15 protein-coding genes are annotated in these 20296 nt (G+C 38.9%); 7 read left to right on the forward strand and 8 right to left on the reverse strand.

Annotation, left to right across the window (positions count from 1 at the left end; all coding sequences use genetic code 11):
- Nucleotides 1-7 precede the first annotated feature (7 nt).
- The 3 genes from IX38_RS13055 to IX38_RS13065 form a co-directional block, all read right to left on the reverse strand.
- Nucleotides 8-1321 (reverse strand): TolC family protein, encoded by a 1314-nt coding sequence (locus IX38_RS13055; protein WP_034705708.1) that lies wholly within the window; start codon nucleotides 1319-1321, stop codon nucleotides 8-10.
- Complete coding sequence (locus IX38_RS13060) at nucleotides 1305-1931, reverse strand: TetR/AcrR family transcriptional regulator (protein WP_034705710.1); 627 nt, start codon at nucleotides 1929-1931, stop codon at nucleotides 1305-1307. Before IX38_RS13060 ends, IX38_RS13055 begins: the two co-directional genes overlap by 17 nt.
- Before the next feature lie 290 nt (nucleotides 1932-2221).
- On the reverse strand, nucleotides 2222-3340 hold the full coding sequence (locus IX38_RS13065) for a DNA polymerase III subunit (protein WP_034705711.1): 1119 nt from the start codon (nucleotides 3338-3340) through the stop codon (nucleotides 2222-2224).
- A 342-nt stretch (nucleotides 3341-3682) separates the two neighbouring features.
- On the opposite strand from IX38_RS13065, the gene IX38_RS13070 reads away from it, so the two are divergent.
- The 3 genes from IX38_RS13070 to IX38_RS13080 are packed head-to-tail and all read left to right on the forward strand — an operon-like array spanning nucleotide 3683 to nucleotide 6651.
- Complete coding sequence (locus IX38_RS13070; protein ID WP_034705713.1) at nucleotides 3683-5008, forward strand: membrane protein; 1326 nt, start codon at nucleotides 3683-3685, stop codon at nucleotides 5006-5008.
- Nucleotide 5009: 1 nt separating this feature from the next.
- Nucleotides 5010-5606, forward strand: a complete 597-nt coding sequence (gene lptC / locus IX38_RS13075; protein ID WP_034705715.1) for an LPS export ABC transporter periplasmic protein LptC — start codon at nucleotides 5010-5012, stop codon at nucleotides 5604-5606.
- A gap of 1 nt (nucleotide 5607) precedes the next feature.
- Nucleotides 5608-6651, forward strand: a complete 1044-nt coding sequence (locus IX38_RS13080; protein ID WP_034705718.1) for an anhydro-N-acetylmuramic acid kinase — start codon at nucleotides 5608-5610, stop codon at nucleotides 6649-6651.
- A 4-nt stretch (nucleotides 6652-6655) separates the two neighbouring features.
- Here IX38_RS13080 and IX38_RS13085 read toward each other — a convergent pair whose 3' ends face one another.
- Together IX38_RS13085 and IX38_RS13090 are read right to left on the reverse strand one after the other, a co-directional pair.
- Nucleotides 6656-7432: an alpha/beta hydrolase gene (locus tag IX38_RS13085; RefSeq protein ID WP_084680273.1), complete on the reverse strand. Its 777-nt coding sequence runs from the start codon at nucleotides 7430-7432 to the stop codon at nucleotides 6656-6658.
- Between the two features lie 108 nt (nucleotides 7433-7540).
- Nucleotides 7541-7930 (reverse strand): hypothetical protein, encoded by a 390-nt coding sequence (locus IX38_RS13090; protein ID WP_034705719.1) that lies wholly within the window; start codon nucleotides 7928-7930, stop codon nucleotides 7541-7543.
- A 40-nt stretch (nucleotides 7931-7970) separates the two neighbouring features.
- On the opposite strand from IX38_RS13090, the gene IX38_RS13095 reads away from it, so the two are divergent.
- Nucleotides 7971-8582: an NUDIX hydrolase gene (locus IX38_RS13095; protein ID WP_034705721.1), complete on the forward strand. Its 612-nt coding sequence runs from the start codon at nucleotides 7971-7973 to the stop codon at nucleotides 8580-8582.
- Here the strand turns inward: IX38_RS13095 and IX38_RS13100 are convergent.
- The gene (locus IX38_RS13100) at nucleotides 8575-9846 is read right to left on the reverse strand and encodes a UDP-N-acetylmuramoyl-tripeptide--D-alanyl-D-alanine ligase (RefSeq protein ID WP_034705722.1); all 1272 of its coding nucleotides are present in this window, start codon (nucleotides 9844-9846) and stop codon (nucleotides 8575-8577) included. The genes IX38_RS13095 and IX38_RS13100 overlap by 8 nt on opposite strands.
- 65 nt (nucleotides 9847-9911) lie before the next feature.
- Nucleotides 9912-11513 (reverse strand): gliding motility lipoprotein GldJ, encoded by a 1602-nt coding sequence (gene gldJ, locus IX38_RS13105; protein ID WP_034705723.1) that lies wholly within the window; start codon nucleotides 11511-11513, stop codon nucleotides 9912-9914.
- A gap of 164 nt (nucleotides 11514-11677) precedes the next feature.
- Here gldJ and porU point away from each other — a divergent pair, with 164 nt between their 5' ends.
- The 3 genes from porU (at nucleotide 11678) to IX38_RS13120 (ending at nucleotide 19595) form a co-directional block, all read left to right on the forward strand.
- A complete protein-coding gene (porU, locus tag IX38_RS13110) occupies nucleotides 11678-15577 on the forward strand; it encodes a type IX secretion system sortase PorU (protein ID WP_034705725.1) in 3900 nt (1299 codons plus the stop codon).
- A gap of 60 nt (nucleotides 15578-15637) precedes the next feature.
- Complete coding sequence (gene porV / locus IX38_RS13115; protein WP_034705727.1) at nucleotides 15638-16801, forward strand: type IX secretion system outer membrane channel protein PorV; 1164 nt, start codon at nucleotides 15638-15640, stop codon at nucleotides 16799-16801.
- A gap of 529 nt (nucleotides 16802-17330) precedes the next feature.
- The gene (locus tag IX38_RS13120; RefSeq protein WP_034705730.1) at nucleotides 17331-19595 is read left to right on the forward strand and encodes an FUSC family protein; all 2265 of its coding nucleotides are present in this window, start codon (nucleotides 17331-17333) and stop codon (nucleotides 19593-19595) included.
- Here IX38_RS13120 and IX38_RS13125 read toward each other — a convergent pair.
- The gene (locus IX38_RS13125; RefSeq protein ID WP_034705732.1) at nucleotides 19576-20190 is read right to left on the reverse strand and encodes a 4'-phosphopantetheinyl transferase family protein; all 615 of its coding nucleotides are present in this window, start codon (nucleotides 20188-20190) and stop codon (nucleotides 19576-19578) included. The genes IX38_RS13120 and IX38_RS13125 overlap by 20 nt on opposite strands.
- Nucleotides 20191-20296 lie beyond the last annotated feature (106 nt).

A 20296-nucleotide genomic window follows, 5' to 3' on the forward strand; every position in this document is an offset into this window, starting at 1 on the left:
GTTCTGATTATTTAATTGTTAAAGTTCCTGTTGTCTGTAATAGTTTTCTGTAGGCTAAAGCAGCATCGGCCCTGGCATTAATCACACCTACGTTAGCTGATATCTGGGCAGCGTCCGCATCCAGAAGCTCGGTCATGGTGGCGAGCCCGTTGTCGTATTTGTTTTTCGTAATTCTGTAGTTTTCATTGGCCTGTTCAGCAGCTTTCTCATAAACGGAGATTCTCTTTTTAGAGTAATCTGTATTCTGATATTCTCTGTTGACGTCCAGCTTAATGTTATCATTCAGTAATTCATCGTTGGCTGCCAACTGCTTTTCTCTTGCCTGAGACTGTCTGAGTGAAGAATTTTCTTTCCAGATATTGGATAAGTTATAAGAAATTCCAACTCCTACATTAACGGCATTGTAAATGGTCAGGAATTTTGGAATATCCGCTGCCACATATCCTCCGGTAAACGCTATGGAAGGAAGGTTTTCAGCTTTTGCCGATTTTGTTCCCAGTTCTGCCGCTTTTCTTTGCTGAGCCAGAGCCTGTAAGTCTTTACGGTTTTCTTTAGCTTCATTTACGTAGTAATCAACTGTTTTTACTTCAGAACCTTCATCAATATAATTCGGGTCAACTTCAATTTCTGTAGTTTCCGGAATTCCCAACAGCAAATCCATATTGATGCCGGCAATATTGTAATTGTTTTTAGCTTCCAACAGCTGCAGCTCGATATTTGAAGTCTGAAGGTTTGCTTTTAAGCGGTCATTTCTTGCGATAACCCCATTGTTTTCAAGCTTAAGAAACGTTTCATCCCTTTTTTGTGAAGCCGTAAGGTTTTCTTCCAAAACTTTGATAGATTGGTTAGCTTTAAATAAATTATTATACGCCTGGGCAACGTTGTAAGCAATTGCTATTTTATCATTTTCTGTGCTTAATTTTGATGCTTCCACCAAATATTTGGCAGACTGGATACCGTATTTGATTCTTCCGCCACTGTATACCGGAACACTAAGGTTAACCGATCCATAGGCAACCTGATGCACTTCCGGACCTCCTTCGCCTGAAACACCTGAAATCTTTAGGTTAACAGTCGGTTTAAGAGGAAGGTACATATAGCTTCCCGAAACTTTCAGCTCAGGAAGCTGTCTGTTTTTAGCTTCCAGAAGATCGGCCGTAGCTTCTTCAATTTTAGCGGCATCAATCTTAAGGTTTTTACTGTTCTGGATTCCCAGCTGCACGGCTTCATCGAGGGTGAGCTGTTTTTTCTCCTGAGCATTAATGGCTGCCATTCCCATAAACAGGGATAATGCCAATACCGAGTTATTTATTCTCTTCATAACCTAAAAGGTCTTTTAGTAAATATTTTATATGTTTATTAAGTTCTGTGTAGTACTTTTCTTCAAAAACTTCATCCTCCTCCGTGTCGTTCAGGAATTCCTTGTACATCTCTTTGGCATTGGATGCATAAAACAAAGTTCCGCTTACGGTGGCATGAAGCAGATAGATAGGAGGATTTTTAGTGAAAATTCCCTTTTTCAGCCCGCTTTCAAGGATCTGGGAATACATGGAGATAAAACCCATCTTGGTCTCCTTAAGAAATTCCACGATCTGTGGGTTTTCCGTATAAAGCTGCTCGCGCTGCATGATTCTGTAGAAACATTTCTGATGCCTTACTCTTCCGGAAAACTGGTCTATAATCTTTTCTATCTTCTGCCATTCGTTGATATCTGTCCTTTCCAGAATATCTTGAGCAAAGAACTTACCCTCGCTCATCCTGTATTCTACTAACTTCTCGTATAGCTTTTCCTTGGACCCGAAATAGTAAGAAATCATAGAGATGTTTACATTCGCTGCCCTGGAAATCTCCCTGGTGGAAGTCCCTTCAAAGCCTTTTTCAGCAAAAAGCTTCTCTGCAGCAAATAATATATTTTCTTCTTTTGAAACCATAGTAATTCTATTTTTCAGGTTGCAAATTTACATAAGATTTTAAACAAATCAAACGATTGATTGATTTTTTAATCTAAATTTAATATTCCACCATGTAAGCATCTGGTTATTAATACCATTAAGTCATAAAAAATTAAAGAAAACTTCATAATAAAAATAAGACCATCATGCTGGAATTACTTATTAGAAGACAGAATTTTGTATATAAATATGAACGAGCCCGGGAAATACCCGGACTTTTTCATTAAAGAATATCATTAAAAATTCACCAGCTGTATATACCGATTGAATTATGAATTTTTGTGAATATAACGCGACAGTTTTATCCCAAGGTCTGTCCAGACAATTTTAGGATTTCCGTTTCTTGTCAGGTGAAGGTCTGCAGTGCTGATCTCTTCCAGAATACTTTCAATATTGGCACCGCTTATAAATTTGGAGAAGCCGTCCCAGTTGAAACCCTCTGCATTGATCTTTTTATAGACCAGATTTTCGGAGTGGTAGTTCTGAAGCAGAGCAAGCCTGAAGATCTCGGAGCAGTAGTTCAGGAAGTTTTTCTGTTTTTCCCTGTTCCAGCCTGCAATTTCCCGGGCCCAGAAGATGATGCTTTTAAGGAACTGAGGTTTCTTTTTAACCATGAATGCATCTCTTACCCACTGTATAAAAAGCCTTTCAAATTCGTCACTTTTATGTCCTGATTTCAGAATTTTAAGGGCTTCGTTAAGATCTCCCTGTGCTTCATGAACGATCTCTTTGATTTTTTCTTCCGAAATCTGAAAGTTTTTCTTAAAGTAATTTTCCAGATCTTCATCACTGATTCTGGGAACTTCCACCATCTGTGTCCTGGAAAGAATAGTGGGAAGAATATCATCAGCAGTTTCAGCAGTAAGGAGAATAAGTGTTTTTGCCGGTGGCTCTTCCAAAAATTTCAGGAATTTATTGGCTGCAGCAATATTCATTTTATCGGCTCTCCACACGATCAGAATTTTAGTACCGCCTTCAAAGCTCTTCAAAGCGAACTTCTGATTCTGGTCATCAATTTCATCTGCGGAAATAAAAAGCTGTTTGTTTTCAGATTCCAGGAAAGCTGTCCAGTCGTCATAACTTGCATAGGGAGAGGTCATGATCATTTCCCGGAAATCTTCAAATTTATTTTTGCTTAAAGAATTCCTGTTGTCTGTAAAAACGGGGAAACTAAAATGCAGATCCAAATGGTTCAGATGCTCCACTTTGGAAGCAGCATGTTCATTTTCCCGGCTAAAGATCTCTTTGGCATAAGCCAATACCATAGGAAATGTTCCATATCCTTCTTTTCCTAAAAAAAGCTGGGCATGGCTAACCCTGTTTTCAGCAATGCTTTCACGAAGAAGTTTTTTCAGATTTTCCTGTCCGGCGATGTTCTCCCAATTCATGTTCCAAAGATAAAAAATCTTATCTCAATGGAGAAAATTAAGTCTGTTTAATATGACATAAAACTATAGTCCGGCATTTTGGGAAAATATCACGGAAAGTTCAGTTTTGAAAACTTCAGCCACAGCAGATCTGTATTTCAGTAAAATAATTTATCCTTTTTTAAGCTAAAAGAGCCCCTTCATCTTTATGGACGGTCCTTTTTAGCAAAACACAGCTGCTGTTTTTATCATTTAAATTTGCATTTTTCTTGTAAGGAAAGGCCCTTAACAAACTTTAACCACATATAATTTTTACAATTCATTAATATTTAAGATATTTGCGCATTGTTTTAAAAATAAAGAATGAAAAAAATCTTTGCCGTATCATTCATATCAGTTGGATACTTCCTAAATGCACAGAGTATAAGCAACTCTCCGTATGCAACTTATGGAATTGGAGATGTAAAATATGATAATACGATTGAAACTGCCTCTATGGGTGGTATATCCACTGCTTATATCAGTGATTTCACGAGCAGCTTCAATTTCGCAAACCCTGCGAATAACTCTAATTTCGAGCTTACAAGCATAAGGCTGGAGGCTACCAACGAAAACAATTATTTCAAAACCGATTATAACGATACGAAATCTACCAAGCATTCTACGTATCTTTCTAATATTGCACTGGCATTTCCACTGTCTCCAAAGGTGAAGATGGGACTATCTTACCAGCCTTACAGCTCCAAGAGCTACGACATTGTAAATACTATTGAAAGATACGATCTTATAAATAATGTTCGAACATTAAACGGATATTATACGAACCGTTTTAAAGGAAGCGGAACTCTGAACACGGCACAGGCAGCAATTTCCTATAAAATCGACCAGAATTTTGCTGTAGGTTTGAGAGCTAACCTTTACTTTGGTAATCTTTATGACCTGAATGAGCTTAGATCTTTTGATAAAGACGGAGTTTCCAATGCTGAATACATCAACGGTTACGAAACTAAAAACAATATCAAAAACTTTAACTTCACTCTTGGTGGAAGCTACCAGAGCCTGAATACACGTACAGACAAAAAATTAACCATCGGAGCCACAGCTACGTTCGGAAACACTGGCAATATGACTACTGAGTATACCAACAGTACTTATGTATATTCGGATGTAGGACAAACTGTTAAAGCTATGGAAACCAATATAGAGCAGAAAAGTACAAGCTCTAAAAATCTTCTTCCGCTACAGGCATCCTTAGGGGTGGGTTACGGAAGTGAAAACCACTGGTTCTTTTCAGGACAGCTTGATTATAAAAAAGGAGAAGATATTTCTTATTTCGGAAAAAGCTTTGACTTCCAGGATACATACAGAATTTCTGCCGGAGGATGGTATCTGCCGAATTATAACAACTTCAGAAACTATTTCTCAAGAGTAACTTACCGATACGGGGCGTTCTATGAAAGAGGAAATCTTAAAATAAACGGTACCAGCATCAATAAGTTTGGGATCTCCGGAGGAGTATTGCTTCCATTCAAAACCAGCAGCATCACAAGAATGAGCGGTCTGGAACTGGGTCTGGAACTTGGAAAAAGAGGTACTCTTAAGAATAACCTGATCAACCAGAATTTCATCAACTTAAAAGTCGGCTTCAACTTTGCTGACAGATGGTTCAGAAAGACTCTGTACAACTAAAATGAATTTTTCACAAAAAATATCATATAAAAATATAGCATGCCTTTTTAGTTGTGCTATATTTTTTATACTGACATCCTGTGAAGAAGATCTTACCAAAGCCAACGGAAACAAAAGCAAGAACTTTCCGTCACAGATCATCAATAATGCCAATATTATACAGCGGGATTCAGGATTTATATCTTTAAAAGCCAAGGCTCCGATTATTGAAAAATACGAACTGATCGACAGTCCCTATATAGTAGCCAAAAGAGGTATCAACATAGAGTTTTTCGACAAGAAAAAACCTAAAGTACCCGGTAAGATCACTGCTAAATATGCCCGTATTTTTGAATATAAAAGATTTTACGAAGCAAAAGGCAATGTAAGAATTACCACCAACGAAGGACAGCGGTTCGCAATGCAGAGTGTTTACTGGGATCAGAAAAAAAACAGGATTTACACCAAAGATACGGTATATGTTACCATGGAAGATGGCTCTACCCTGGTTGGTGCCAATGGTATGACCGCTAAAGATGATTTCTCTGAATATACTTTCTTCAACAATTCGGGAGATTTCAGTACAAAAAGACTCGAAGAAAAAAAAACACCGCAGTAATATGAGAGTTCAGGCTATCGGGCTCATGTCCGGAACCAGTCTGGATGGTCTGGATATATGTTTTGCCGCTTTTGAAAAAAAGGAGAGCTGGAGTTTTCAGATCTTAAAGGCTGAAACCCTTCCCTATCCTAAAAACTGGGAGGAAAGGCTTAGAAACTCAATCCATTTATCTTCGGAAGAATTACTCGAACTTCATTCGGAATATGGCTTTTATCTCGGCCGGAAGGTCAGGGAATTTATTGACCGTCATCATCTTGAAAATATTGACCTGATCGCCTCTCATGGCCACACGGTTTTTCACCAGCCTGAAAAGAAATTCACCCTCCAGATCGGAGACGGCAGAGCAGTCAAAATAGAAACAGGATTGCCTGTTATTTACGATTTCAGAAGTCAGGATGTCCTGATGGATGGAAACGGAGCCCCTTTAGTTCCCATAGGTGACGAACTGCTTTTTCCCGAATATGATGCATGCCTGAATCTGGGCGGATTTTCCAATATTTCTTTGAAAAAGAACGGCAGAAGAATAGCTTTTGATATTGCACCCGTGAATATCGTTCTGAACAGGCTTGCACAAAAATTCAATAAAAATTTTGACGAAAACGGTGATCTGGCAAGGAAAGGCAGAATCCACAATGAACTTTTAGCAAAGCTTAATTCTTTAGATTTTTACAGCCGGCCTCATCCTAAATCATTAGGAATTGAATGGTGCAATGAATCTGTTTTTCCACTTTTGGAAGAAATTAAAACAGAAGATGCCATAGCTACTTTTACGGAGCATGTGGCCCAACAGATCTCAAATGTTATTAATCTAAACCATTTACAGAATGTTCTCTGCACCGGCGGCGGCAGTTACAACACTTGTCTTATCGAAAAAATCAGAGAAAAAACAGAATTCGGGATCATAATTCCGGAAAGGGGGATCATTGATTATAAAGAAGCGCTGATCTTTGCTTTTATGGGAGTTTTAAGGATGAATAACGAGATCAATGTTTTGGCCTCTGCAACCGGCAGTACAGCTGATCACAGCTCCGGAATTATTGCCTGAGAACTTATTTACCACTGTTTTTTGATGCTGAAATAATAAGATCTGAGACTTCTTTGGGATGTGTCATAAAAACACAATGGCTTGCACCTGCAACTTCTATCGTCGTACTTTTTGCTCGTTTGGCATACATTCTTTCAAGATCCGGATTGATAATTTTGTCAGATTTGGCTACTACATACCAGCTTGGTTTCGTTTTCCATGCCGGATTTTTGATTACAGCATGAAATGCTGCATCGGCCGTCGGCGTTTGGGAAACAGCCATAAAATGAGCTTTTTCCTTTTCTACCCCTCCGGCAAAATCATCTGCAAAATTATTTACATTAATATAGTCGAACCCGTCATCTCCTTTTATAAGAGATTGATAAGCCGGCGGAAATTTTTTACCGTTATCTGCTTCCGATTCACCTTCATCCGGCGCGTGGGCAGCTACATACACTAAGCCTGCAACTTTTGGATTGTTCCCGGCAGTGGTAATAATGGCGCCTCCGTAGCTGTGCCCTACCAATATGCAGGGACCATCCTGCTGATCAATAATGCGGCTGACAGCCTTTACATCATCATCAAAAGATAATAACGGATGCTGCGTTACAGAAACATGATACCCCTTTTTCACTAAAGCATTATATACCCCTTCCCAGCCGGAACCGTCTACAAATGCACCGTGCACAAGCACAACATTTTTTACGGTCTTACTTTCCTGAGAATAAAAGTTGGAAGTCAAAAACAGAGACAGCAGCAGTAATACTGCATTAATTTTTTTAAAAATCAATATTTTTTTCATAGCAATCAGTTTAAAGTAAATAAACATAGTTTACTATGAAGTTAATAAATATTTGAAGACAAAAGTGAAAGAACTGAAAAAAAATACTGCCCTTTTGAGGCAGTATCTTTATTTGTAAGCTTCGATTTTATCGGTTAAGGTATTGATAAAGTTCTGCAGTGGTTTTTCTACCATCATTTTGATAAAAGGATTAAATTTCCCTTCAAAAAGCATCTGAACTTCAGTTTGGGTATCGTTAACAGCGTTTAAGGCAGCTGTTAATGTAAAATCCAGACTTGAGCTCGCAGACTTCAAAACTGCTTTCTCCTCATTCACTTCATCTATTTTCAAAGCAATTTCAGGCATTCCCTGAAGACCAAATTTGAACCCGTTATCTCTGGTTTCAAATTTCTGAAGACCGTCCGGCATAAAATCTTTATAGTTTTCAGGCGATTTCAATATTTCAGACAAGTCTTTAGATGATTTATTGACAATAATCTTTCGTCCTTCTAAATTCATTTTTTATTTTTGTATTTAAATTCTTAATTCTTACAAATATATGTATAAAGTTTTTGTGAACGAAAAAAAATTATTAGTGTCTCAGCATCCCGAGCATCTTGAAAAAGAGCTTAGGTACGAAAGTTTCACAACTTTAGAGATTGCATTGGATATTTTGGAAAATACTTCTGTGAAAGAACTCAATGTTTTCGGTGAGAATATTGAAGAAATCTGGGGCGAATTCCAGAAGCTTTTCAGAATCATAGAAGCTGCGGGCGGCCTTGTCAACAACCCTGAGGGAGATCTGCTTTTTATTAAAAGATTGGGCAAATGGGATCTTCCCAAGGGAAAGATGGAAAAAGGAGAATCCCGTGAGGAATCTGCGGTAAGGGAAATTGAAGAAGAAACCGGGCTGAGAGACGTGGAACTGGTAAAATTCATCAATACGACATACCATATCTATATTGAAAGAAACGGTGAAAAAATCCTAAAATGCACGCACTGGTTTGAAATGGACTTCAATGGTGAGGACACTTCAAAACCACAGATAGAAGAAGGGATTACGGAAGTTGCCTGGAAAAACACCACTCAGATTGAAGATGAAGTTTTCCCAAGCACTTTTCAAAATATTAAACTAATTGTGAAAGAATTCTGGAAATCAAAGCTTAAATAAATTCGATAGACTTTTCAAGCGCAATGCCGCGTGAACCTTTTAACAGGATATTTTCAGAATGAATCTTATTCTGTCTGAGGTATTCTATCAGTTCAGCGGTATTTTCAAAAGATAATGATGAAGGATTGACAGCTTTAAAATACTTTCCTACAGTAATGATCTGGTCAAAAGCCAATTCACGGGCAAGCTTTAAGATATTCTGATGTTCTTTTTCACTTTCCTCTCCCAATTCAAGCATATCACCGATAATAACGGTTTTACTGCCCTCAAAAGTCACAAAATTATGCAGTGAGGCCGTCATGGAGCTTGGATTGGCATTGTAGGTATCCAGAACCAATGTTGTATTTTCTTTTTTCACGACCTGCGAGCGCATATTGGTTGGAGTATAGTGTTCAACAGCATGCTTTATTTTTTCAAAGCCGATTCCGAAGTAAAGACCAAGGCTGGCTGCTGCGCATAAATTAGTAAAGTTATATTCTCCCGTCAGCTTAGAAACGGCTTTTATCCCATGATATTCTAATCCTACAAAGTGTTCTTCGGAAAACAGTCCGAACTGATAATCGGAAGTATCTTTTCCAAAGGTAATTTTTGGGGTATAGTTTTCTGTTTTTTCTGTCTGTACAGGATCATTCTCATTCACAACAATCGTTTGATGGTGGCTTTTCAGATAATCATAAAGTTCAGATTTTCCTTTGATCACGCCTTCAAATCCACCAAAACCTTCCAGATGCGCTTTTCCAAAGTTGGTAATATATCCAAAATCCGGCTGAGAAATGGTGCATAAAAGCTCAATCTCCTTCTGATGATTGGCCCCCATTTCTACCACAGCCATTTCATGCTCCGGTTTAATGGAAAGAATAGTTAACGGAACTCCGATATGGTTATTTAAATTTCCCGAGGTATACTGCACATTGAATTTCTCCGAAAGGACTGCATGTATGATTTCTTTGGTAGTTGTTTTCCCGTTACTTCCGGTAAGCCCGATAACAGGGATCTTAAGCTGATTTCTGTGGTAAACTGCAAGCTGCTGAAGAAATTCCAGCGTGGAAGGAACATAGAAGATATTTCTGTCCTTATTTTCAAATTCCTGCTCCTCCACAATTACGGCCAAAGCTCCGTTATCAGCAGCTTTTTCTGCCAGGGTTGCAGCGTTGAAATTTTCGCCGGAAAAGGCAAAGAAAATATCATTTCTTCCGACTTTTCTGCTGTCAATCGTTACTTTATCTGACTGTAAAAACAAAGGATAAAACTGTTCTATATTCATAGTTCAAAAATAAAAAAACCTTCCGGAAATCCGGAAGGTTTTTTATAAGTATTTTTTGATAAATATTATCTTCTAGTTCTGCCTTTATCGCTAGCTCTAGCATCTTGTGCAACACGGAAGCCAATCCATCCGAAAGCTTTGCCTTCGTTTTTGTATCTTCTTTGTCCCGGATCCAACCAATAGGCTGTATCCTGCCAAGATCCTCCTTTTACAACTCTTACATCATTGGATACTGCAGATGTTCTGTCTCTGGTATCTTTCTGAAGTTTCAATCTTCCTGCCGCATCTACTACAAACCTTCTCTGAGGAGCGTTGTACATGTCAAATGAAGAAGCTGAATCTGAAGCTCTGTAATATTCTAAAGAAGACTGTCTGTCACCATCTCTGTAGTTTCTGTGATCTGCAATGGTTTCTCTTTCAAACTGTCCCGGAAGACCTTTGTAAACTAATCTTCCGTCTGCTAAAGTATCATATTTAATAGTCCCCTCATCGATCATTTTGTAAGTTCCGTCACCGTTTCTTACAATAGCCTGAGGCATATTTCCTCTGTAGTAGTTGAAGTCGTTAAAATCTTCATCAATGATGGGTCTGTATACGTCAGCGGTCCATTCAGAAACGTTTCCGTACATACCGTAAATTCCAAGGTCATTAGATGGATATTGTCTTACGTCAGCTGTTTGTGCAGCTCCGTCGTTTTTCCATCCTGCAATACCGGAATAGTCACCTCTTCCCATTTTGAAGTTTTCAAGGAACATTCCTTTATCTCTTCCTTTGGTACCTCTTAATCTTTCGATTTCAGGTTTCTTACCTAAGTATTGGTTATACTCTCTGTTTTTGGCCATACCAAGAGCTGCATATTCCCATTCAACTTCGGTAGGAAGTCTGAACTTCTGAACCATTGAAGCATTTGGAGCTCTGTTTGCAGCAAGAAGTCTCTGGTTGGTTGTTTTCATACCAGCTTTCTGTTGCATTCTTTTCTCGTTGATATATCCCTGCATTTCCGGATCATTCGATTTGAATTTATCCATGTTAAATGCCGTTCCGCCCTGGTTATTGGATTCGTTGATATACAAATCTTTAGCAATAACTCCGGCCTGCATCAAAGCTTTTTCATTCGCTCTGTCTGTAAGCCATTCACAATATCTGTTCGCCTGAGTCCAGGAAACTCCTACTACCGGGTAGTAATCGAATTCCGGAGAACGAAGATACGTTTCATTATAATCGTTTCTAGCTAGTTTGTTGTCCCATAAAAGAGTATCTGGCAAAGCGCCGTTATAGATCTCCTTGAAACTAGGGTCACTTGGTGGAAATACATACTTCAACCATGTAAGGTATTCGCGGTATTCGTAGTTAGTAATTTCTGTTTCTCCGATAAAGAATGAACTTACCTGCATCCTGCGCGGTGTGTTATTCCAATCGTGCATAACATCATCTTTCACTAATCCCATTGTAAAAGTTCCACCTTCTACATATACCATTCCTGGCCACCCCTTCTGTTTTTGTTGCTTTCCTGCAAAAAACCAACCTTGTTTTTCGTTTGGTTTCCAACCTGTCTTGCTGACAAACTTTTTAGTACCGCCCCCTTTGCTGGTCCCGGATCCGCCACAGCTGGTTAATGCAAGTGTAGAACTTAATGCTATTAATGAAAACAACTTTAGTTTTTTCATAGTCGATATAAATATTTTCAAAGTACAAAGAAAAAATAAATTATTCAATAAATCAAGTAAACATTTGATTTTTTTGAAAAACGTTAACAAATTAATTTTATTGTATCACAATTTAATTCTAAAATTTTCATTTTATTTGTAATTCAGAAATTTCAATAATAAACATGAAACAAAAAATCGCCTTTTTATTACTATTCTCTTTTGTATCAACACTTTGGGCCCAGAGAAAAGCCATAGAATGGGATGGCTCTAAAATTCAGGATTTTGGTGACACAAAATTAAATCTTCCAAATTTCAAAAATGAAGGTTTTTCGTTCAGCCAAAATAATGTTTTTATCATAACTAAACAAAAAATAGGGGAAAAGCAGCTGAAAGTTTCGGATCTTGCCTGGGAAAGTGTTTCCGGTAAGGATCTGTATGATCTTGACAAGGGCAGGCTCCCGGACTACGACATTGCAGATGTTGCCTATTATACGCTGGAGGGAGAAAGGTATGCCAGCATCAGTGTGTCTTTATTTAAGAATGTAAAAGGACGTGTCCAAAGACTTTCTTCTTTTACTATTTCTGAAACGGCAACTCCCAACAATTTCAGCTCCGGCAATGCCAACAAAGTGGGAAGTACCGGAAACCCTCTTGGGAGCGGTGGTTTTTATAAGATTAAGGTAGACAGATCCGGGGTCTTCAAGATTACATCACAATTTTTAAAAGATAACGGTATTAACCCGGCCTCTGTAAATCCGAAAAATTTCAGAATTTATGGAAATGGCGGCGTAATGCTTCCTGAGTACAATCAGGATACGAAATACAGTGCCCTTCAGGAAAATGCCATTCAGGTAGTGGGTGAAGAAGACGGCGTATGGAATGACGGGGATTATGCCCTGTTCTATGCTCAGGGGCCGAACGGATACAATCTGTATGATGCTTCCAACGGAAATGGCTTCAAAAGGATGGACACAAGAATGGACAGAAGCAATAATGTCAAAAATATATACGAAGATTTTTCTTACTACTTCATTAATTTTGACAAGGGTGCCGGAAAAAGAGTGCAGCCGGTTGACATTAATCTTCCGGCAGGTAATCTGATAACAAGGTATGATAATTATCAGGTGATCAACAATGATCAGAAGAATCTCTTAAAAGTGGGAAGAATTTGGGTAGAAGAAGCTCCGTTCACTACAGATAAAGCAGTTACCTTCACTACCAATTCACCTATACAGGCCGGTGATGTTATCCGATACAGAACACAGGTAGTAGGTTACAGATCACAGCAGAATACTGTTGAATTCAAGATCAACAACCAAAACCCGATCATGCAGAGTGTTCCTGCAAATACCAATAGTTATGTATTTGATTTTTACCAGATGAGGTATGACGGAACGATATCCAACCTGAGCGGAAACCAGATCACCCTTAATTACGCTCCCAATATTTCTGTAAATCCCAACGGAGTTTTCCATTTTGATTATGCTGAAGTACAGTATAAGGAAAATCTTGCTTTCAACGGAGCACAGATGAGTTTCAGGGATTTTTCCCTTACCAGCGGAACCAATACCAGTTATGGGTTCAGTATTTCCAATGCTGCCAATCTTGAGCAGGTATGGGATGTAACTGATATTACCAATGCCAACAGAAGAGTCAACAAAGCAGGTGCGGGCAGTTTTAATTTCGGTTATCTTACTTCCGATCCAAATTTCAATAATGAATTTGTGGCTTTCCGTGCTGATGCAGCCTATAACCCGCAGTTTGTGGAAAGGGTTGCCAACCAGGATCTTTCCGGACTGCAGAATTTGGATTACCTGATTATCACAGTTCCTGAAATGATGGGACAGGCACAGAGACTGGCCACCTATCACCAGACTAAAAACAATTATACCGTAGAGATCGTGGATGCTTCTAAAATTTATAATGAATTCGGAAGCGGAAGCAGGGATCTTACTGCAATAAGGGATTTTGTGACAAAACTTAATAACAGTGGAAGACTTAAGTATGTGTTCATTCTTGGAGATGCTTCTTATGATTATAAAAACAGAATCTCCGGCAATTCCAATATCGTTTCCAGCTACCAGGGCGAAAATTCAGCAGACTTTGTGGGCTCTTTTGTAACGGATGACTATATTGTAATGACGCAGCCGCAGACTGCATCTACGATTGAAAATAACCTGCCGGACCTTCCTGTAGGCAGAATTCCTGCGGCCAATGTGACTGAAGCAGGAAATATGATAAGTAAAACCCTTGCATATTATAATGCCCTTCCCGGGCAGTCCACTCCTTTTGGAGAATGGCGAATGAAGCTTGACTTTGTGGTGGATGATGATAAGGACGGCGGAAGCCCTTTCCATGAGGTAATGAATAATACATTATCCAGTATTTTTGAACAGCCGGGACAGCAGGACCTGAAAGAGTATAATGTACGAAAATTGTATCTGGATGCTTTCCAGGCCCAGAGCACCGCAGCAGGACAAAGATTTCCTCAGGTAACCCAAGCCATTTCAAATGATATAGGAAACAGCCTTTATCTGTTCTATTTCGGGCATGGAGGTATCAATGGATGGGCTCAGGAAAGAGTACTGACGAGCACTGAGATTCAGAATTCCAATAATTTCTCCAATGTGTACAGCAGATTTCCGTTTGTCTCTACCATTACCTGCGAATTTACATTATGGGATGAACCGGGTACTTCTTCTGCGGGTGAACAGTTCATTAAACTTAAGCAAGGAGGTGCTGCGGCTATGATCACCTCAAGCCGTGCCATTGGGGTAGATTACGGGCGTAACTTTACTGATCTTTATACCAAAAATATTTTCAAGCTGGTCAGCGATGATTTTGAAACTTTAGGATATGCCCATTTAAATGCTAAAAAACAAAAAGGAGCCAATATTGACCACCTGAAAGTAAATTTACTTGGAGATCCGGCCATGAAACTGAGCAGACCTCAAAGACAGCTTGTGATAGACAATATTGAATCACCGGTTCCGGGACTGATCAGAGGACTGGACTTTATTAAAGTGAAAGGCCATATCAACAATCCTAACGGAACAGTTAACACAACATTCAACGGTAGAGTTTCTATCAATATTTTTGATAAAAGATTAAACAAAAAGACTTTGAATAATGACGGAGTGCTGTCACCTGTTATGGATTATACAGAAGAAGGAAGCGCTATTGTTAAAGCTTCAGGGATGGCAGTAAACGGGGTATTCAATGTAGAATTCTATGTTCCGAAAGACATCAACTATGCTGTGGGACAAGGAAGAATACTGGGATATGCAGACAATAAATCAATAGATGTATTCAATAACCAGGCTGTACAGGTGGGAGATATCAACCCGAACGGGATCAATGATAATGAACCTCCAAAAATAAAGCTGTATATGAATAATACGAACTTTGCTAACGGGGGAATCACTAATCAGAACCCTATGCTTCTGGCTTGTGTTACGGATGACACGGGAATCAACTCTACCGGATCCGGTGTAGGCCATGACATTACAGTTTATCTTGACGGCCAGATCATCAATACCATTGTTCTGAACGACTTTTTTGCTTCCGGTGAAGGAAACGGATGTCTGAACCCGGGTCTTGCCGACTACCAGAAAGGAAATGTAACCTACCCTTTCAGAAACCTTGCCATAGGACAGCATCAATTAACATTTAAAGTTTGGGATATAAACAATAATTCCACAACTGCTACGTTAAACTTTGAAGTTAAGGATGAATCCGACCAACATCTGGTGATCAACAGACCGCTGAACTGGCCGAATCCGTTTACGAATAAAACCTACATCCAGTTTGAGCATAACTGCGATGATATTTTAGATGTAAATGTTCAGATTTATACCATAACAGGAAAATTAGTAAGAACATTATCTCAGCCGGTAGTTGCAGAACCTTTCCTACAGGGCTTTAGAACGCCACGTCAGGCAATAGAATGGGACGGAAGAGATGATTTTGGGGCAACTGTTGCAAAAGGTACGTATATTTTTAAGATATTTGCAAAAAGTCAAAATCAAGAAAAATGCAAAGGAAGTGCTACAGCTGTAGAAAAAATGGTACTTTTGAAATAAATTAGATAATACATAGATAATAATTATTATAAAAAACTGATAATATATAAAAGACAACATATGAATTTAACTACTAAACTGCTTTTGGGATTTGGTTTAAGTGCTGGTTTTTTAGGCTATTCGCAAGATTTAAGTAAAATAAATCCAGTATTGACCGGAGCTCCTTTTCTAAGAATTGCACCTGATGCAAGAGCTGGAGGTATGGGAGATCAAGGGGTGGTAACTTCACCGGATGCATTTTCACAATTCTGGAATGCGGCAAAATATCCTTTTAGCAGAACAAGTTCTTCCATAGGTCTTAACTACACACCTTATATGGGAAAACTTACCAATGATGTATTTTTACTATATGGTGCATTCCATAAATTTTTAGGACAGGAAGAAAGATCTACGATCTCTGCAAGTATCTATTATTTTAACATGGGTGAAGTAGACCTTACTCAATTGGTAGGTTCAGAAGTAACTTCTATGGGTACATCAAAGCCTAATGAATTTTCCATCGACGTTGCTTACGGTCTGAAACTTTCTGATTCTTACTCAATGGCCGTTACCGGTAGATTCATCCGTTCAGATTTAGCCGGAGGTTTCAACACAGACACTACCCTTAAAGCTGCCAACAGTTTTGCAGTAGATGTTTCAGGATACTATACCTCTCCAAAATTCTCAAGCTTTGGAGGTTATGATGGTAAGCTTAATGCAGGTTTAGCCATTCAGAACTTAGGTCCGAAATTAGACTATACAGGAAATGAAGAATCCAGATCTTATCTGCCAACTATGGCAAGATTGGGACTTGGATATGATATGTATCTGGATGATATGAACAAGATCGGACTTAGCGTAGAAGGTTCAAAGATTCTGGTTCCTGGATCCGAATATGTAGGAATAGATCCCAATACAAGACAGCCCAGATACGAAATTCCGAACGTAGGCCCTATCGCCGGAATCGGAAAATCGTTCAAAAATAAAAACAGTATCATGTACAGTGGTGCTTTGGAATATTCTTATGACAATGCATTTGCAGTAAGAACAGGTTATTTCCACGAAAGTGAAGAGCAGGGAGCAAGACAGTTCGCCACAGCAGGTATCGGATTGAAGTACCGTTCTTTCGGACTTGATATTTCTTACCTGATCAATATGTCAAAAATCAATTCTGCTTTGGATAACACGCTTCGTTTCGGTCTTACCTGGAACATCGGTGATGAAACATCTAATGTAGATTATTAAGATATTTAATTCCTCAATACACAAGCCTCATTTTTATGGGGCTTTTTTTGTGAACAGGAATTATGGTGAATTATTGTGAATAGTGAATAAGCTGCGCTGTCAATTTGCTTCGCAGTGAATTTTTTTTATCTTCTCTTCAAAATCATCATTCAAAATTCACTGTGAAGCAAAATTCATCATTCACCCTCCAAAGGCAAATAATAAATCAAGTGGAATAAAATTTCCCCAAGGTACTATTTCAAATTCACCTTTCACTTGCGAAGCAAAATTCACCATTCACTCTCTAACGGCAAATAATAAATCAAGTGGAGTAAAATTTCCATAAAATTTCCCCAAGGCACTATTTCAAATTCACCTTTCACTTGCGAAGCAAAATTCACCATTCACCTCCAACGGCAAATAATAAAATCTTCACACTATATTAGTTCCAACCCCCATCACCCAAATGATTACAGAAATATAATATATAAGTTTACAAAAGTCTCAATTTTATGAGGCTTTTGTTGTTTCCAATAATTAATTTTGCAGTATGAACTATTCAGCAGAACTTAAAAAATTCGTTACCAGCCAATATGTATATTCTGCGATCAGAATTACGCTGGCAACAGTTCTGCCCTGTTTGGTCCTCGCCCACTTCGGAATCCTGAAAGAGTATTTCCTTTTTCCCCTCGGAACCAGCTTTGTTGCACTTTGTGATCAGCCCGGTCCGTTTATCCGAAGAAGAAATGCGTTGACATTTGCTATTTTCTGTTTTGCTGTCGTTGCGCTCATCGCCAGCCTGGTCATGAATTTTAAGGTTCTGGTCATCCTGGAGATCATCATATTCGGAATGTTTTTCTCCCTCATTGGAGTCTACGGACAGAGACTGGCAGCTGTAGGTTCATTATCCCTTGTTGTCATGGCTATCTTTATCGATGGACATCTTACGGGAGGTAATATTTTTAAAAGCCTTATGATCTTCTCATCCGGCTGTATCTGGTTCCTGATGATATTCCTTGTGGTCACCACCATTCAGCCTTACAAGCTGGCGGGACAGATGATCGGGGAAAATTATCTTCAGCTCGCAGAATTTTTAAAAATAAAAGCCAATTATTATCAGAAAAATCCTGATTTCGACAGGCTGACGACCCAGGTTATTGCCAAGCAGGTCGGTATCAAAAACCTTCAGGAAGAAACCAGGGAAACCGTTTTCAAGACAAGAACCATCGTTAACGAATCAACGACAACCAGCCGCCTTCTGATGCTGATGTTTTTGAATTCTATGGATCTTCATGAAAAACTGATGACCTCTGAAAGTGACTATCAAAAGCTTCAGCAGAGTTTTGAAGACAGTATGATTCTGGTCAATATTCATGATTACCTCAACCTGCTCGCCGAAGAAATCACCAATATCGGGATATCGCTGCAAATCGGAACACGGGCTAAGCCTATATTTGATCTGGAACTTGAGCTGAAAAACCTTAATCACCATTACTATGAATTGCGTAATAAGCAGATGACACCCGGTAATCTGGAAAACTTCATGGTTCTCCGCCAGATCCTGATGCGCATCAACGAGATCACAAAAGAGATCAATGAAATCTACAAAGTATTTTCCCAGGATGTAAAGCTGGCAAAAAGCCTTTCTACCGGACTGGATTTAAAAAAATTCATGCCCAATGAAGAGAAACTTAACTTCAAAGTTTTAAGAAACAATATTTCACTTTCATCGTCGCATTTCAGACATGCGATAAGGATTACGACGGCCTTGCTTGTGGGATATCTTTTTTCTATGTTCGATTTCTTAGGGCTCGGGCATACGTACTGGATACTGATTACCATCACGGCAATCCTGAAACCGGCCTACTCTATTACAAAAAAAAGGAATCTTCTGCGGTTATACGGAACCATTGCAGGAGCGGTTATTGCCTATGCGATTTTACATTTTGTGCATTTCAATGGACTTTTATTTACAATTCTTCTTCTGAGCATGATCATGTGTTTCAGTTTTCTGAAGGGCCGTTATTTCTGGGCCGTCCTGTTTATGACGATCTATGTTTTTCTCAGCTTTAATTTTTTAAATCCCGGAAATGTAGATGTTATTTTTAAAGACAGAATCCTGGATACCATTATAGCAGGAGTGATAGCCTTTGCCGTTTCCTATATTGTTCTTCCCGTTTGGGAGCATACTCAGAACCTTGATCTGATGAAAAAGTCTGCGGCAGACAACCTGATCTATTTTGAGAGTGTCATTTCCAAATTTTTACACGGAGATTTCGACATTGAAGACTATAAAGTAAAACGGAAAAATGCCATCATTTCGCTGGCCAACCTTTCCGATAACTTCCAGAGAATGATTTCTGAACCGAAAAACCAGCAGAAAAAGCTGGAAGTCGTGCACCAGTTTGTAGCTACCTCACACCTCATCACGGCATATACCGCTTCCCTTTCCCAATACTCTAAAAACAATGAAAAGTATCCTGAAGTAGATGCCGAAAGCTGGAGCAGAAAGATAGAAGCAGAAATGCAGCAGACCTCTGTTTTACTCAACGGGAATGAGATCACTGAGGCTTTAAAAATGGAAAGCCGGCTGGAACCCGAAGATTCTTCCATTGAAGATATGCTGATGAAAAGAAAAACGGAAATCGGGGAAAATGACCTTGTTGACAGAAGAGATCCTGATAAAATTTCACATTTAACAGAGCTTAAAAATATCCACGATATTCTGGAACTGATCTATGATGTTACTAAAGAACAGAGAAAAGTGATTGAGAAATACAGAAGCGAGGCAGAGCCTACTCCTCCACAATCGTAAAGCAGTAATCATCAAAAAATTCCACTCTTGCTTTGAACTCATCTGAAAACTGCTCGTCATAAACCCTGCAGCTTATCTTATAAAGGTGCTTAAGCTCAAACGGCTTTACTTCATAATTCTTTTTCAGGGACCAGTATTTGGAATGATGGATCTTGTACATGCTTTCCTTTACACTCCATATAATTGTATAGAAGGCAGGTGCATTATCCTCAGGAATGAATCCCCTTTCATTTTCGTAGGTGAATTTATCAATAACCCTTAAGATCTTTGGGTTGAATTTTTCGATGTCGATGCCTATTTTGTTCTTAGAAACTGCTATGGCTGCAAACGGAAAGGAATGGGTAATGGAAATTTCCGCATCTTTAGGGGACAGAAACGGTTCCCTTTCTTTATATAATATTTTGGAATGAGGCTTTAAGCTTTTCAGAAGCTTACGGACCATCAACACTTCCAGGAGTTTTTTCGGATGGTAGTCTTTTACCTTTTCGGCATTTTCCGGTTCCAGAAGCTCGTTGATATCAAGTTCTTCACTTTCGTCATATTTCCATACAAGGATCGTGGCGTTGTCATCTGAAAAATCTCGGTAAAGGGGCATCGTTTTTTTATTCGATAAAAGTAGTGAAAAGATGTGGAAGATGAAAGATAGAAGCAGGAAGATAGAAGTTGCTGCTCGTTGCCCGTTGACTTTTAAAGTTTTGATG

The sequence above is a fragment of the Chryseobacterium luteum genome, from assembly GCF_000737785.1.
Taxonomy (GTDB): domain Bacteria; phylum Bacteroidota; class Bacteroidia; order Flavobacteriales; family Weeksellaceae; genus Chryseobacterium; species Chryseobacterium luteum.

Bases quoted from the DNA above. Each gene is read 5' to 3' on its own strand.
- IX38_RS13055 (WP_034705708.1), bottom strand. From the start codon at position 1,321: ATGAAGAGAATAAATAACTCGGTATTGGCATTATCCCTGTTTATGGGA.
- IX38_RS13060 (WP_034705710.1), bottom strand. From the start codon at position 1,931: ATGGTTTCAAAAGAAGAAAATATATTATTTGCTGCAGAGAAGCTTTTT.
- IX38_RS13065 (WP_034705711.1), bottom strand. From the start codon at position 3,340: ATGAATTGGGAGAACATCGCCGGACAGGAAAATCTGAAAAAACTTCTT.
- IX38_RS13070 (WP_034705713.1), top strand. From the start codon at position 3,683: ATGAAAAAAATCTTTGCCGTATCATTCATATCAGTTGGATACTTCCTA.
- lptC (WP_034705715.1), top strand. From the start codon at position 5,010: ATGAATTTTTCACAAAAAATATCATATAAAAATATAGCATGCCTTTTT.
- IX38_RS13080 (WP_034705718.1), top strand. From the start codon at position 5,608: ATGAGAGTTCAGGCTATCGGGCTCATGTCCGGAACCAGTCTGGATGGT.
- IX38_RS13085 (WP_084680273.1), bottom strand. From the start codon at position 7,432: ATGAAAAAAATATTGATTTTTAAAAAAATTAATGCAGTATTACTGCTG.
- IX38_RS13090 (WP_034705719.1), bottom strand. From the start codon at position 7,930: ATGAATTTAGAAGGACGAAAGATTATTGTCAATAAATCATCTAAAGAC.
- IX38_RS13095 (WP_034705721.1), top strand. From the start codon at position 7,971: ATGTATAAAGTTTTTGTGAACGAAAAAAAATTATTAGTGTCTCAGCAT.
- IX38_RS13100 (WP_034705722.1), bottom strand. From the start codon at position 9,846: ATGAATATAGAACAGTTTTATCCTTTGTTTTTACAGTCAGATAAAGTA.
- gldJ (WP_034705723.1), bottom strand. From the start codon at position 11,513: ATGAAAAAACTAAAGTTGTTTTCATTAATAGCATTAAGTTCTACACTT.
- porU (WP_034705725.1), top strand. From the start codon at position 11,678: ATGAAACAAAAAATCGCCTTTTTATTACTATTCTCTTTTGTATCAACA.
- porV (WP_034705727.1), top strand. From the start codon at position 15,638: ATGAATTTAACTACTAAACTGCTTTTGGGATTTGGTTTAAGTGCTGGT.
- IX38_RS13120 (WP_034705730.1), top strand. From the start codon at position 17,331: ATGAACTATTCAGCAGAACTTAAAAAATTCGTTACCAGCCAATATGTA.
- IX38_RS13125 (WP_034705732.1), bottom strand. From the start codon at position 20,190: ATGCCCCTTTACCGAGATTTTTCAGATGACAACGCCACGATCCTTGTA.